This window comes from Pseudomonas sp. NPDC086566 (genome assembly GCF_050280885.1).
GTDB classification, from domain to species: Bacteria; Pseudomonadota; Gammaproteobacteria; order Pseudomonadales; family Pseudomonadaceae; genus Aquipseudomonas; species Aquipseudomonas vlassakiae.
This window is the reverse complement of the sequence record NZ_JBNNWD010000005.1, coordinates 203,224-216,442: the sequence shown is the minus strand read 5'-3', so window position 1 is coordinate 216,442 and position 13,219 is coordinate 203,224. Positions and strand designations below refer to the sequence as shown.

Here is a 13,219-nt window from a genome sequence, read left to right as displayed (position 1 = left end):
CATGGCTGACGAGTGGAAAGCGCCGGTTAACGAGACCGCAGAGGAGCGCCTCGCCCGCGAAGCGCGTGAAGCGCAGCGCGAAGAGGCTCGTGTCGAGCAGAAGAGCTGGAAGTTGCTGGAAAAGACCTTGCTGGCCGGTGTCCAGGAGCAGCGTCGGTCCCGGCGGTGGGGGATCTTCTTCAAGCTCCTGACCTTTATCTACCTGTTCGGCATTCTCGCCCTGTTCCTGCCGTTCATGGATGTGGACAAGGCCGCGTCGCGCAGTGGTAATCACACAGCCCTGGTTGAAGTGCGCGGGGTGATTGCCGACCAGGAAGCGGCCAGCGCCGACAATATCGTCAAGAGCCTGCGCGATGCGTTCAAGGACCCCAAGACCAAGGCGGTGGTCCTGCGCATCAACAGTCCGGGTGGCAGCCCTGTGCAGGCAGGCTATGTGTATGACGAGATCCGTCGCCTGCGTGCTGAACACCCGGATACCAAGTTGTATGCAGTGATAGCCGACCTGGGGGCTTCCGGTGCTTATTACATCGCCAGTGCGGCGGATGAGATCTATGCCGACAAGGCCAGCCTGGTCGGCTCCATTGGTGTAACAGCGGCCGGCTACGGCTTCGTCGGCTCCATGGAGAAGCTGGGTGTCGAGCGTCGTACCTACACCGCTGGCGAGCACAAGGCGTTCCTCGATCCGTTCTCGCCTGAAAAACCTGAGGAGCGTGCGTTCTGGCAGGGGGTGCTCAATACCACGCACCAGCAATTCATCGCCATGGTCAAGCAGGGGCGGGGCGAGCGCCTGAAGGACAAGGAGCATCCGGAGCTGTTCAGTGGCCTGGTCTGGTCGGGCGAGCAGGCCAAGGCGCTGGGGCTGGTGGATGGGCTGGGCAGTGCCAGCTATGTGGCGCGTGAGATCGTGGGTGAAAAGGACCTGGTCGATTACACCGTGCAGGAATCGCCGTTCGATCGCTTCTCCAAGCGTATTGGTGCCAGCGTGGCTGAACACCTGGCCATGTGGATGGGGTTCCAGGGGCCGCAGTTGCGCTGATTCGAGATTGTCGGGGCTGCGCAGCGGCCCCCTGGTGTCTCAAGGTATTACCACGCCTTCCCGGGTCAGCATATCCACCAGCCGAATCAGTGGCAGCCCGATCAGGCTGGTGGCATCGCACCCGTGGGTGCTTTGAAACAAACTCACCCCCAAACCTTCCGCCTTGAAGCTCCCCGCGCAATCCAGCGGCTGCTCCGCCTGCACATAGCGCTCCACCCGCTCCCGATCCAGCTCGCGCATGATGACCGTGAACGGCACGCAGTCGACCTGGCAGTGCCCGGTTGCGGTATTGAGCAGCGCCAGCCCGGTCAGGAAGGTCACCTGCTGGCCGCTGGCTTCGAGCAACTGCTCGCAGGCGCGATCAAAGGTGTGCGGCTTGCCGAGGATCTGCTCGCCCAATACCGCGACCTGGTCGGAGCCGATGATCAGGTGCCCCGGATGGCTGCCGGCCAGCGCTTCGGCCTTTTGCCTGGCCAGGCGTTTCACCAGCTCCACGGCGGGCTCGTCAGCCAGGCGTCGCTCGTCTAGGTCGGGGCTTGCCCAGGTGAAGGGCAGGCGCAGGCGCGCGAGCAGTTCGCGCCGGTAGGCAGAGCTGGAAGCCAGCAACAGAGGCAGCATGATAGACTCCTGGTCAGTTGAACCCGATTCTAACATGTGAGATGCCGCCTAATTTCCTTTGACAGGGGCGGGGGGCATCCCTAGAATGCTGCGCCTATGTTGAATGACCCGATTCCACCTCACGTTGACCCGCGCAAATTAGCCGACCGAGGCGTATCCATCACTGGTACGCTGCAACTCGCTGATTTGGAAAGACTCTGCGACCCGCTTTCCGACGATGTCGGTACGGTGCAGGCGAAGTTCGATTTTGAACGAGATGAACAGCACGTGGTGGTTATCCACAGCGAGCTGGACGTCGAAGTCAAAATGGTTTGCCAGCGTTGTCTTGAGCTGGTCACCCTGCCGATCCACAGCGAATGTACTTACGCCGTGGTGAAGGAGGGTGCGAATACCCAGTCGTTGCCGAAAGGCTATGACGTGCTGGAACTGGGCGAAGATCCTTTGGATCTGCAGGCCTTGGTCGAGGAGGAGCTGCTGCTCGCCTTGCCTATCGTGCCTGCTCACCATCCGGAAGAATGCCAGCAGCCGGCGGGCGCAGACGAGCCCGAATCGAGCAAGGACGAGGTATCGCGGTCCAACCCGTTCAGTGTTTTGGCGCAGTTAAAGCGTGACCCAAACGTTTAGGAGTTAATCAATTATGGCTGTTCAGCAGAACAAAAAATCCCGCTCTGCCCGTGACATGCGCCGTTCCCACGACGCCCTGTCGGAAAACGCGCTGTCGGTAGAAAAGACCACCGGTGAAGTGCACCTGCGTCACCACGTTTCGCCAGAAGGCGTATACCGTGGCCGCAAAGTGGTCGACAAGGGCGCTGACGAGTAATCCTTGTCCGCTCAGATCATCGCGATCGACGCAATGGGCGGGGACTTCGGTCCCCGCAGCATTGTCCAGGCTAGCATTGCCTGCCTTTCAGCTACCCCCTCGCTGCACCTGACCCTCGTCGGTCAACCCTCCCTCCTTGAAGATCTTGTCAGCGGCCTTGCGGCTGCGGATCGCGCGCGCTTGCAGATTGTCGCCGCCAGCGAGGTAGTCGGTATGGACGAGCGGCCATCCCAGGCGTTGCGCGGCAAGCCGGATTCGTCGATGCGCATCGCCCTCGAACTGGTGCGTGACGGCAAGGCCCAGGCCTGCGTGAGTGCCGGCAATACCGGGGCGCTGATGGCGCTGTCGCGATTCGTGCTCAAGACCTTGCCGGGTATCGATCGGCCTGCCATGGTCGCGGCGATCCCGACCCAGGCTGGTTATTGCCAGCTGCTCGACCTTGGCGCCAACGTCGACTGCAGTGCGGAAAATCTCTACCAGTTCGCCGTCATGGGCTCCGTGGCTGCCCAGGCCCTGGGTATTCACCGGCCACGCGTGGCGCTGCTGAACATCGGTACCGAAGACATCAAGGGCAACCAGCAGGTCAAGCTGGCGGCCACCTTGCTGCAGAACGCCCGTGGCCTCAACTATGTCGGCTTCGTCGAAGGTGATGGCCTGTACCGCGGTGAGGCGGATGTGGTGGTGTGTGACGGTTTTGTCGGCAACATCCTGCTCAAGTCCAGCGAAGGCCTGGCGACCATGATCGGCGCCCGTATCGAAAAGCTGTTCAAGGGCGGCGCGTTGTCGCGGGTGGCAGGGGCAATGGCGATGCCGTTGCTCAAGCGCCTGCAGGCCGACCTGGCGCCAGCGCGGCACAATGGCGCGAGCTTCCTTGGCCTGCAGGGCATCGTCATCAAGAGCCATGGCTCGGCAGGCGTGCAGGGCTTCCAGAGCGCGATCCAGCGGGCGCTGATCGAGATCCAGGAAAACCTCCCGCAGCGGCTGCATGGTCGCCTCGAAGATTTGTTGCCTTAGGCATTTCGCCGATGAAGTGCTTAAATGTGACCGCTTGGTCTGTATTTCCATCCAAGTTTTCAGATTCCGCGCCCGGCCCAAGGCCCGGCGCACCTATCCGATGACAAGATCATAAGGGCTTGTTCAATGTCTGCATCCCTCGCATTCGTCTTCCCCGGTCAAGGTTCCCAGTCGCTGGGCATGCTCGCCGAACTCGGCGCTGATAAGCCGGTGGTCATCGAGACCTTCAAGGAGGCTTCCGAGGCTCTGGGCTACGACCTGTGGAAGCTGGTCCAGGAAGGCCCGGAAGAACAACTCAACCAAACCGACAAGACCCAGCCGGCGATCCTCACCGCTTCCATCGCCCTGTGGCGCCTGTGGCTGGAAGAGGGCGGCGTACAACCGGCGTTCGTTTCCGGCCATAGCCTGGGCGAATACAGCGCCCTGGTCGCTGCGGGCGCCCTGTCGCTGAAAGACGCCGTGCGCCTGGTCGAGCGTCGTGGTCAGCTGATGCAGGAAGCCGTGCCTGCCGGTCACGGTGCCATGGCGGCGATCCTGGGCCTGGATGACGCCGTCGTGGTGGAAATCTGCGCCGAAGCGGCCGAAGACCAAGTGGTCAGCGCCGTGAACTTCAACTCGCCAGGCCAGGTGGTCATCGCCGGTAACAAGGCTGCGGTCGATCGCGCCATGGAGCTGTGCAAGGCCAAGGGGGCCAAGCGCGCCCTGCCGCTGGCGGTCAGCGTGCCGTCGCATTGCGCCCTGATGAAGCCGGCCGCCGAGCGTTTCGCCGAATCGGTCAATGCTATCGAATGGAAGGCCCCGCAGATCCCGGTGGTGCAGAACGTCACCGCCGCCATCGCTGCCGACCTCGACGCCCTGAAGCAGGACCTGCTGGCACAGCTGTATCAGCCGGTACGCTGGGTCGAGTGCGTGCAGACCCTGGCTGCCAATGGCGCGGTCAACCTGGTCGAGTGCGGCCCGGGCAAAGTCCTGGCTGGCCTGAACAAGCGTTGTGCCGACGGCGTGACCACTTACAACCTCAATACCCCTGACGCTGTCGCCGCCACCCGTGCGGCGCTGGCCTGATTTGGAGAAGCTTGCATGAGCCTGCAAGGTAAAGTTGCACTGGTCACCGGCGCCAGCCGTGGTATTGGCCAAGCCATCGCCCTCGAGCTGGGCCGCCAGGGCGCGACCGTGATCGGCACCGCCACTTCGGCTTCCGGTGCCGAGCGCATCGCCGCCACCTTGAAAGAACATGGCATCGCCGGCACTGGCATGGAACTGAACGTCACCAGCGCCGAGTCGGTGGAGGCCGTGCTGGCCGCCATCGGTGAGCAGTTCGGCGCACCGGCCATTCTGGTCAACAACGCCGGTATCACCCGCGACAACCTCATGCTGCGCATGAAGGACGACGAGTGGTTCGACGTGATCGACACCAACCTGAACAGCCTCTACCGTCTGTCCAAGGGCGTGCTGCGTGGCATGACCAAGGCGCGCTGGGGTCGTATCATCAGCATCGGTTCGGTCGTCGGTGCCATGGGCAACGCCGGCCAGGCCAACTACGCGGCGGCCAAGGCCGGCCTCGAAGGCTTCAGCCGCGCCCTGGCGCGTGAAGTGGGCTCGCGTGGCATCACCGTCAACTCGGTGACCCCGGGCTTCATCGACACCGACATGACCCGCGAACTGCCAGAAGCGCAGCGCGAAGCCCTGCAGACCCAGATTCCGCTGGGCCGCCTGGGCCAGGCTGACGAAATCGCCAAGGTGGTTTCGTTCCTGGCATCGGACGGCGCTGGCTACGTTACCGGCGCTACCGTGCCGGTCAACGGCGGGATGTACATGTAAAACTGCAACGCAATGTGACGGATTGCTTCAAAAAAGAGTCATACTGCGAGCCTAAAATCCGTTATAAAGCTGCAACCAGATTCCAGGCAGCGGGTGCGGTGGCTCAAGGGGAGGTGCGTTCCGCTTGAAAAGCGAACGTCTTTCTATAAACTTGGTCACCGGCCAGCTGCCTGACATATGTCCATTAGGAGTGAAAACTAGGTATGAGCACCATCGAAGAACGCGTCAAGAAAATCGTCGCCGAGCAACTGGGCGTCAAGGAAGAGGAAGTGAAGAACGAAGCTTCCTTCGTCGATGACCTGGGTGCCGATTCGCTTGACACCGTTGAGCTGGTGATGGCTCTGGAAGAGGAATTCGAGACCGAAATCCCTGACGAAGAAGCCGAGAAGATCACTACCGTTCAAGCTGCAATCGACTACGTCAACAGCCACAAGGCCTAAGACGTTGTAGTCGACGCTTCTTGTCGAGAAGAACCGCACTGCCTTTGCCGGCGTGCGGTTTTTTCTTTGCGAGCCAGCGCCGTCGTTTCGCTCGCTACGAGAGCTTGTTGCCATTTCATTCCATCGCTTGAATGCAATGGCAAGAAACTCTGTGATTAGAAAAGGAGAGTACTGTGTCGCGTAGACGCGTCGTGGTCACCGGTATGGGCATGCTGTCGCCACTGGGTACCGATGTACCGAGCACCTGGCAGGGCATTCTGGCTGGCCGCAGTGGCATTGGTCCGATCGAGCATACGGACCTGTCTGCCTACTCCACCCGTTTTGGCGGCTCGGTGAAAGGCTTCGAGGTTGAGCAGTATCTGTCGGCGAAAGAGGCCCGCAAGCTCGACCTGTTCATTCAGTACGGCCTGGCGGCCGGTTTTCAGGCGGTGCGTAATGCCGGCCTGGAAGTCACCGACGCCAACCGTGAGCGCATTGGCGTAGCCATGGGCTCGGGTATCGGCGGCCTGACCAATATCGAAGAAACCAGCCGTACCTTGCACGAGCAAGGCCCGCGCCGTATTTCGCCGTTCTTCGTGCCCGGTTCGATCATCAACATGATCTCCGGCTTCCTGTCGATCCACCTGGGGCTGCAGGGGCCGAACTACGCCATCGCCACCGCTTGCACCACCGGCACCCACTGCATCGGCATGGCCGCGCGCAACATCGCCTACGGTGAAGCCGACGTGATGATTGCCGGTGGCGCCGAAATGGCTGCGTGTGGCCTGGGCATGGGCGGCTTTGGTGCTTCCCGTGCGCTGTCGACCCGCAACGATGAACCAACCCGTGCCAGCCGTCCGTGGGACAAGGGCCGTGACGGCTTCGTGCTGTCCGACGGTGCCGGTGCCCTGGTACTCGAAGAACTGGAGCACGCCAAGGCCCGTGGTGCGACCATCTATGCCGAGCTGGTCGGTTTCGGCATGAGCGGTGACGCCTATCACATGACCTCGCCACCTGACAGCGGTGAAGGTGCTGCCCGTTGCATGGCCAACGCCCTGCGCGATGCCGGCATCCAGCCAGAAGCGGTCAGCTACATCAACGCCCACGGTACCTCGACCCCGGCCGGCGATATTGCTGAAGTCGCGGCGATCAAGCGCGTGTTCGGCGAGCATGCCTACAAGCTGGCGGTCAGCTCGACCAAGTCGATGACCGGCCACCTGCTCGGCGCCGCCGGTGCAGTTGAGGCGATCTTCAGCGTGCTGGCGATCAACAGCCAGATGGCACCGCCGACCATCAACCTCGATGAGCCGGACGAAGGCTGTGACCTCGACTTCGTACCGCACCAGGCGCGCAGCATGCCGATCGACGTGGTGCTGTCCAACTCGTTCGGCTTTGGTGGCACCAACGGTTCGCTGGTGTTCCGCCGGTTCGCCGATTGATGCACAGCTGGATCGACGGCCAGCCTGCGACTGCGATCAATTTGCAGAACCGCGGCCTGGCCTACGGCGATGGCCTGTTCGAGACCATCGCCGTGCGCGCTGGGCGGCCCAGTCTGCTGGACGGCCATCTGGCCCGCCTGGCACTGGGCTGCCAGCGGCTGATGATCGACGTCGACCTGGCGCTGGTGCGTGATGAAATCCAGCGCTTCGCCAGTCAGCTCGGTGACGGTGTCGCCAAGCTGGTCCTCACCCGCGGCGACAGCCAGCGTGGCTACGCGCCGGTTGCCGGCGTTGCGCCGCGGCGGGTCCTCCAGGGCAGCCCGCTGCCCGGCTATCCTGTCGAACATGCCGAGCACGGCGTGCGGCTGTTCCCTTGCCAGACCCGGCTTGCGGAGCAACCGTTGCTGGCCGGCCTCAAACATCTCAATCGCCTGGAGCAGGTGCTGGCCCGTGCCGAATGGCAGGACAGCGAGCATGCCGAAGGCCTGATGCGTGACGGGCAGGGCAGAGTAGTCGAAGGTGTATACAGCAACCTGTTCCTGGTGCGCAGTGGCGTGCTGCTCACGGCCGACCTTAGCCGTTGCGGGGTTGCCGGCGTGATGCGAGGTGCCTTGCTGGAACACGCGCAACGGCTGGGCATGCCGGTGCAGGTGCGGGATATCGCGTTCGAAGAACTGCAACAGGCGGACGAAGTGTTTGTCTGCAACAGTGTCTACGGCGTCTGGCCCGTGCGCGCAATTGCCGCCCTGAACTGGTCGCCGGGCCCGCTCACCCGTAAACTGCAGGCCGTTGCCCGTACGTTACTGGATACCTGAATTCGTGAGACGCAAATTCCTGCTGCTGCTGGAAATGGGCTTGATCCTCGCCGGCCTGGCCCTGGGCTGGTCGGCCTGGAAGATCAACTCGGTGCTGGGGCAGCCCCTGCATGTGGCCGAAGAGCGCCTGCTCGACGTGCCCAGTGGCACCAACCCCAACCGCATGTTCTATCGCATGCAGGCCGAAGGCTTGCTCGATGACGCCGTCTGGCTGCGGCTGTACTGGCGCTTCAACATGGCCGGCACGCAGTTGCATACCGGCGAGTATCGCCTCACCCCCGGCATGACCGTGGAACAACTGTTCGACGTCTGGCGCCGTGGCGATGTGGTGCAATACAACCTGACCCTGGTCGAAGGCTGGACCTTCCGCCAGGTGCGTTCGGCGGTGGCCAGGCATGAAAAGCTCAAGCACACCCTGGATGGCCTTTCCGACGCTGAAGTGATGGACAAGCTCGGCCACACCGGTGTGTTCCCCGAAGGCCGCTTCTTCCCTGACACCTACCGCTTCGTCCGCGGCACCAGTGACGTCGAGCTGCTGCAGCAGGCCTACATGCGCCTGGACGAAGTACTGGCCAAGGAGTGGGCCGAGCGCACCACTGACCTGCCTTACCGTGACCCCTACCAGGCCTTGATCATGGCCTCGCTGGTGGAGAAGGAAACCGGCATTCCCCAGGAGCGCGGGCAAATCGCCGGGGTTTTCGTCCGCCGCCTGCGCCTGGGCATGATGCTGCAGACCGACCCGACGGTGATCTACGGCATGGGTGAGCGCTACAACGGCAAGATTTCCCGCGCCGACCTGCGCGAACCGACGCCCTATAACACCTACACCATGACCGGCCTGCCACCGACACCGATCGCCATGGTCGGGCGCGAGGCGATTCATGCCGCGCTCAACCCGGCCGATGGCACCAGCCTGTACTTCGTTGCCCGTGGCGATGGCAGCCACGTGTTTTCCGATGACCTGGACGATCACAACTCGGCGGTGCGTGAGTTTCAGCTCAAGCGTCGTGCGGATTACCGGTCCAGCCCGGCGTCGCAAAGTGCGCCTGCAGACGCGGCCGAACCCGTCGAGCAGGACCCTGCCAGCGAGGCCGCGCCGGCCGACACGCCAACGCCCGACGAACAACATTAAGGACTGCCAGTGAGCGGCTTGTTTATTACACTTGAAGGCCCCGAAGGCGCGGGCAAGAGCACCAATCGCGATTACCTGGCTGCACGCCTGCGCGAGCAGGGCCTGGACGTGGTGTTGACCCGCGAGCCTGGCGGTACGCCGCTGGCTGAAAAAATCCGCGAACTGTTGCTGGCACCCAGCGCTGAAGTGATGGCCGCAGACACCGAATTGCTGCTGGTATTCGCTGCCCGTGCCCAGCACCTGGCCGAAGTGATTCGCCCGGCGCTTGCCCGTGGCGCGGTGGTGCTTTGCGATCGTTTCACCGATGCCACCTACGCTTACCAGGGCGGCGGCCGCGGGCTGTCGGTGGAGCGTATCGCTGCGCTGGAACAATTCGTCCAGGCGGACCTGCGTCCGGACTTGACCCTGGTCTTCGACCTGCCGGTGGACGTCGGCCTGGCCCGTGCTGCCGCCCGCGGTCGCCTGGACCGTTTCGAGCAGGAAGGCCTGGCCTTCTTCGAGGCCGTGCGCCAAGCCTATCTGCAACGCGCCCACGGCGCGCCGCAACGCTACAGCCTGCTTGACGCTGCCCAGCCACTGGAGGCCGTGCAGCGCGCCATCGACGCGCTGCTGCCGGGCATCGTGGAGCGTTGCCGTGGCTGAGGCCTACCCCTGGCAGCAGGCGCTGTGGCAGCAGCTGGCCGGGCGCGCCCGCCACGCCCACGCTTATCTGCTGCACGGGCCGCAGGGCATCGGCAAGCGCGCCCTGGCCGAACGGCTGATGGCGCGTCTGCTGTGCCAGCAGCCGCAGGCGCTGGATGCCTGCGGGCAGTGCAAGTCGTGCCTGTTGCTCAAGGCTGGCAGCCACCCGGATAACTTCGTGCTGGAGCCGGAGGAGGCCGACACGCCGATCAAGGTCGATCAGGTGCGCGAACTGGTGTCTTTCGTGGTACAGACGGCGCAGCTGGGCGGGCGTAAAGTGGTGCTGATCGAGCCGGTCGAGGCGATGAACGTCAACGCTTCCAACGCCTTGCTCAAAAGCCTGGAGGAGCCTTCGGGCGATACCGTGCTGCTGCTGGTCAGTCATCAGCCCAGCCGCCTGTTGCCGACGATCAAGAGCCGCTGCCAGCAAGTCGTCTGTCCACAGCCCAGCCTGGCGCAGAGCCAGGCATGGCTGGCCACGGCGTTGCCCGACAGCGACGAGGCCGAGCGCGAAGAGCTGCTGACCCTCGCCGCCGGTTCGCCGCTGATGGCGGTCAGCCTGCAAGCGCAAGGTGTGCGTGAGCAACGGGCCTTGGTGACCGACGGGGTGAAGAAGCTGCTCAAGCAGCAGCAATCGCCCAGTCAGCTGGCCGAGGCCTGGAGCAATGTGCCGCTGCTGTTGCTGTTCGACTGGTTTTGCGACTGGTCGCACTTGATCCTGCGCTACCAGTTGACCCAGGATGAAGCGGGGTTGGGCTTGGCCGACATGCGCAAGGTGGTGCAGTACCTCGCGCAGAAGGCTCGTCAGGGCAAGGTGCTGGAGGTCCAGGCCTGGATCCTCGAACAGCGCCAGAAGGTGCTCGGCAAGGCCAACCTCAATCGTGTATTGCTGCTGGAAGCGCTGCTGGGCCACTGGGTGCAGCTGCCCGGTTCCCGCTGACTTTTCATCTTTCATGTGTGCCGCCTCCCATGCTCGTAGATTCCCATTGCCATCTCGACCGTCTTGACCTGAGCGCCCATCAGGGCTCCCTCGATGCTGCCCTGCAGGCAGCGCGCGAGCGGGGGGTCGGGCATTTCCTGTGCATTGGCGTCAGCGCCGAAAATGCCGGGGCGGTGAAGGCGCTGAGCGAGCAGTACGCCGATGTCGACTGCTCGGTGGGCGTGCACCCGCTGGACCTGGCGCCGGGTGAGACGCCTGCGCTGGAATGGCTGCTGCGCGAGTTGGCGCACCCGCATGTGGTGGCGATTGGCGAAACCGGCCTGGACTACCACTACGAGCCGGAAGCCGCCGCGTTGCAGCAGGCATCGTTCCGCCTGCACCTGGAGGCCTCGCGCCAGACCGGCAAGCCGGTCATCGTGCATACCCGTGCGGCGCGGGCCGATACCCTGGCGCTGTTGCGTGAAGCGAACCTGCCGCAGGCGGGCGTGCTGCACTGCTTCACTGAAGACTGGGAGATGGCCAAGGCGGCACTGGACCTGGGCTACTACATCTCGTTGTCCGGTATTGTTACCTTCCGCAATGCCGATGCTCTGCGCGAGGTGGCGCGGCAGGTGCCGGTCGATCGCCTGCTGGTTGAAACCGACTCGCCGTACCTGGCACCGATCCCGCATCGTGGCAAGCCGAACCTACCGCAGTATGTGCGGGAGGTGGCGGAGTATGTGGCGTCGTTGCGTGGGGTCAGCTACCAGCAGTTGGCAGAGCAGACCACGGGCAATTTCAAGCGCCTGTTCCCGTTGGCAAGAGTGGCCTGAGGGGTAGGGCTCGAGGTTGGCGTTGTCGCAGAGATCAAGCGCCGCCCGCGCGGCGCATCGCGGATAAATCCGCTCCTACATTTGTTGCAACGTGCCGAACCTGATAGGCCATGGTTGCCCGCCTTGGCGCATGGCTTGAGCCGTGCAAACCGGCTGACAACCATGGCCTCACAGGCATGGCCACGTTGCAACAAATGTAGGAGCGGATTTATCCGCGATGCGCCGCGCGGGCGGCGCTCGATCTTGCAGGCGCAGAAGATGCCAAGGCAGGCACTTCCCGGCCCAATTGCAATCTTCCTGCTTCTCCCCAGGCAAAAAAAACCCGGGTTCTGGGGGGGGAATCCGGGTTAAGACCATTAGGAGTAAAACAAAGGTACGCGGTCCCTGGGCACCTTTATTGGCGCGCCACTTGGGGGGGATGCGCCGCGCCAACACTTCAAGTATTGGTCAGGTTTGGCGCAGTGCCAGTGCTTCTCTGTTCGTTTTTTAAACAGATTTGGAATACGCCCGCTATCCCTTCCTCCCTCAGCGCATGGCCAAACGCCGTATTTGCTGGACAGCTTCGTCGATCAGCTGCTCACTGGTATAGAAATGTGGCGAAAATCGTATACCTGGACCTCTCAGAGCACAGATCGTCTGCTCCGCCATCAAGCTTCGATAGACAGCCGTGCTGTCCTGTCCCAGGAGGCTGAAAGTGACGATACCCGCACGTTTTTCAGGGGATACGGGGCTATGCAGGTATACGCCGGGAATACTGGCCAGGCCCTGAAGCAGTTGCTCGACCCGCAGTTGCAAGTGCCGGCCAACCTCCGCCATGCCTATTTCCTCCAGCAATGACAGGCTGGCCTCCAGTGCGCACGCACCCAGCATGTTCGGGCTGCCGCATTCAAAACGCCTTGCGCTACGTGCCGGCTGCCACTCGCGGCGGTCGAAGTCGCCCAGCTGTTCGAGCATATGCCAGCCATAAGCATGCAGCTTCAACTGCGGGCGCAGTGCCGCGCGGCAATAGAACAGGCCCATGCCCTCGGGGCCCAGCATCCACTTGTGGCCGTCGGCCATGGCGAAGTCGCATTGAGCGTGCTGCACGTCGAAAGGCAGGGCGCCAATCTGCTGGATGGCATCGACGCAGAACAGGACATGACGTGCCCGGCATCCCTCACCAAGGCGGTGCAGGTCCAGGCGCAGGCCGCTGGCGAACTGCACGGCGCTCACTGCCAGCAGGCGTGTACGCGGCCCGCAGGCCGCGAGCAGTGCCGCTTCAGGGTCAGGCCCGGCGAGGCTCACCTTGGTTACCTCGACGCCACGCGCGCCCAAGGCTTCCCAGACGACCCGGTTGGAGGGAAATTCCTCGTCACTGATCACCACCTGGTCACCGGCTTGCCAGTCGAGGCCGAACGCGACCAGCGAAAGCGCCTCTGACGTGTTTTTCACCAACGCGATATCGGCCTGGGATGGGGCGTTGACCAGGCGTGCCAGCCTTTCCCGCAGCCTGCGTTCGGTGGCCAGCCATGCCGGGTAGTCGCTCGCACCCAGGCGCACGTTGACCTGAGCAAAGCGTGCCACGGCCTCGCTGGCCCGGCGTGGCCAGGGCGCGATGGCCGCATGGTTCAGGTAACGCAGCCCCGGCGCCTGGGCAAACTCATCGAGAAACATAGACATGGTTGGATGATCC

15 protein-coding genes are annotated in these 13,219 nt (G+C 63.2%); 13 read left to right on the top strand and 2 right to left on the bottom strand.

Translation table 11 applies throughout. From position 1 onward, the window contains the following. The first annotated feature begins 1 nt into the window (after position 1). Entirely contained in the window at positions 2-1,036 is a 1,035-nt protein-coding gene (locus ACQKPS_RS13420) for a S49 family peptidase (RefSeq protein ID WP_254480905.1), read from the top strand. Between the two features lie 39 nt (positions 1,037-1,075). Here the strand turns inward: ACQKPS_RS13420 and ACQKPS_RS13415 are convergent, their stop codons facing one another. Next, the gene (locus ACQKPS_RS13415) at positions 1,076-1,654 is read right to left on the bottom strand and encodes a Maf family protein (protein WP_254480904.1); all 579 of its coding nucleotides are present in this window, start codon (positions 1,652-1,654) and stop codon (positions 1,076-1,078) included. A 96-nt stretch (positions 1,655-1,750) separates the two neighbouring features. Between ACQKPS_RS13415 and ACQKPS_RS13410 the strand changes: the two genes are divergently transcribed. From ACQKPS_RS13410 to ACQKPS_RS13355, 12 genes are all read left to right on the top strand, one after another. Continuing rightward, positions 1,751-2,278, top strand: a complete 528-nt coding sequence (locus tag ACQKPS_RS13410; RefSeq protein WP_027919446.1) for a YceD family protein — start codon at positions 1,751-1,753, stop codon at positions 2,276-2,278. A 13-nt stretch (positions 2,279-2,291) separates the two neighbouring features. Next, positions 2,292-2,474 carry a 50S ribosomal protein L32 gene (gene rpmF, locus ACQKPS_RS13405; protein WP_003247154.1) on the top strand — a complete coding sequence of 61 codons (183 nt, stop codon included), beginning with the start codon at positions 2,292-2,294 and terminating at the stop codon, positions 2,472-2,474. Positions 2,475-2,477: 3 nt separating this feature from the next. Beyond that, complete coding sequence (plsX, locus tag ACQKPS_RS13400; protein WP_186604072.1) at positions 2,478-3,488, top strand: phosphate acyltransferase PlsX; 1,011 nt, start codon at positions 2,478-2,480, stop codon at positions 3,486-3,488. A gap of 126 nt (positions 3,489-3,614) precedes the next feature. After that, the gene (gene fabD / locus ACQKPS_RS13395) at positions 3,615-4,553 is read left to right on the top strand and encodes an ACP S-malonyltransferase (RefSeq protein WP_427604413.1); all 939 of its coding nucleotides are present in this window, start codon (positions 3,615-3,617) and stop codon (positions 4,551-4,553) included. A 15-nt stretch (positions 4,554-4,568) separates the two neighbouring features. Continuing rightward, complete coding sequence (fabG, locus tag ACQKPS_RS13390; RefSeq protein ID WP_054883751.1) at positions 4,569-5,309, top strand: 3-oxoacyl-ACP reductase FabG; 741 nt, start codon at positions 4,569-4,571, stop codon at positions 5,307-5,309. A 203-nt stretch (positions 5,310-5,512) separates the two neighbouring features. Further along, a complete protein-coding gene (gene acpP, locus ACQKPS_RS13385) occupies positions 5,513-5,749 on the top strand; it encodes an acyl carrier protein (RefSeq protein WP_016391229.1) in 237 nt (78 codons plus the stop codon). Between the two features lie 173 nt (positions 5,750-5,922). Continuing rightward, complete coding sequence (gene fabF, locus ACQKPS_RS13380) at positions 5,923-7,167, top strand: beta-ketoacyl-ACP synthase II (RefSeq protein WP_176507626.1); 1,245 nt, start codon at positions 5,923-5,925, stop codon at positions 7,165-7,167. Next, positions 7,167-7,982, top strand: a complete 816-nt coding sequence (pabC, locus tag ACQKPS_RS13375; protein WP_427604410.1) for an aminodeoxychorismate lyase — start codon at positions 7,167-7,169, stop codon at positions 7,980-7,982. Before fabF ends, pabC begins: the two co-directional genes overlap by 1 nt. Before the next feature lie 4 nt (positions 7,983-7,986). Beyond that, complete coding sequence (gene mltG, locus ACQKPS_RS13370; RefSeq protein ID WP_427604409.1) at positions 7,987-9,114, top strand: endolytic transglycosylase MltG; 1,128 nt, start codon at positions 7,987-7,989, stop codon at positions 9,112-9,114. A 9-nt stretch (positions 9,115-9,123) separates the two neighbouring features. Beyond that, positions 9,124-9,756, top strand: a complete 633-nt coding sequence (gene tmk, locus ACQKPS_RS13365) for a dTMP kinase (RefSeq protein WP_254480900.1) — start codon at positions 9,124-9,126, stop codon at positions 9,754-9,756. Then, on the top strand, positions 9,749-10,735 hold the full coding sequence (locus ACQKPS_RS13360; RefSeq protein ID WP_427604407.1) for a DNA polymerase III subunit delta': 987 nt from the start codon (positions 9,749-9,751) through the stop codon (positions 10,733-10,735). The genes tmk and ACQKPS_RS13360 overlap by 8 nt, the downstream gene beginning before the upstream one ends. Before the next feature lie 29 nt (positions 10,736-10,764). Then, positions 10,765-11,547 carry a TatD family hydrolase gene (locus ACQKPS_RS13355; RefSeq protein WP_427604405.1) on the top strand — a complete coding sequence of 261 codons (783 nt, stop codon included), beginning with the start codon at positions 10,765-10,767 and terminating at the stop codon, positions 11,545-11,547. A 525-nt stretch (positions 11,548-12,072) separates the two neighbouring features. On the opposite strand, the gene ACQKPS_RS13350 is transcribed toward ACQKPS_RS13355, so the two are convergent. Next, complete coding sequence (locus tag ACQKPS_RS13350) at positions 12,073-13,206, bottom strand: aminotransferase class V-fold PLP-dependent enzyme (RefSeq protein ID WP_427604403.1); 1,134 nt, start codon at positions 13,204-13,206, stop codon at positions 12,073-12,075. Between the last annotated feature and the right edge of the window lie 13 nt (positions 13,207-13,219).

What these genes read in the sequence shown, in the direction of transcription:
- ACQKPS_RS13420 (WP_254480905.1), top strand. Translation starts at nt 2, where the DNA reads ATGGCTGACGAGTGGAAAGCGCCGGTTAACGAGACCGCAGAGGAGCGC.
- ACQKPS_RS13415 (WP_254480904.1), bottom strand. Translation starts at nt 1,654, where the DNA reads ATGCTGCCTCTGTTGCTGGCTTCCAGCTCTGCCTACCGGCGCGAACTG.
- ACQKPS_RS13410 (WP_027919446.1), top strand. Translation starts at nt 1,751, where the DNA reads ATGTTGAATGACCCGATTCCACCTCACGTTGACCCGCGCAAATTAGCC.
- rpmF (WP_003247154.1), top strand. Translation starts at nt 2,292, where the DNA reads ATGGCTGTTCAGCAGAACAAAAAATCCCGCTCTGCCCGTGACATGCGC.
- fabD (WP_427604413.1), top strand. Translation starts at nt 3,615, where the DNA reads ATGTCTGCATCCCTCGCATTCGTCTTCCCCGGTCAAGGTTCCCAGTCG.
- fabG (WP_054883751.1), top strand. Translation starts at nt 4,569, where the DNA reads ATGAGCCTGCAAGGTAAAGTTGCACTGGTCACCGGCGCCAGCCGTGGT.
- acpP (WP_016391229.1), top strand. Translation starts at nt 5,513, where the DNA reads ATGAGCACCATCGAAGAACGCGTCAAGAAAATCGTCGCCGAGCAACTG.
- pabC (WP_427604410.1), top strand. Translation starts at nt 7,167, where the DNA reads ATGCACAGCTGGATCGACGGCCAGCCTGCGACTGCGATCAATTTGCAG.
- ACQKPS_RS13355 (WP_427604405.1), top strand. Translation starts at nt 10,765, where the DNA reads ATGCTCGTAGATTCCCATTGCCATCTCGACCGTCTTGACCTGAGCGCC.
- ACQKPS_RS13350 (WP_427604403.1), bottom strand. Translation starts at nt 13,206, where the DNA reads ATGTCTATGTTTCTCGATGAGTTTGCCCAGGCGCCGGGGCTGCGTTAC.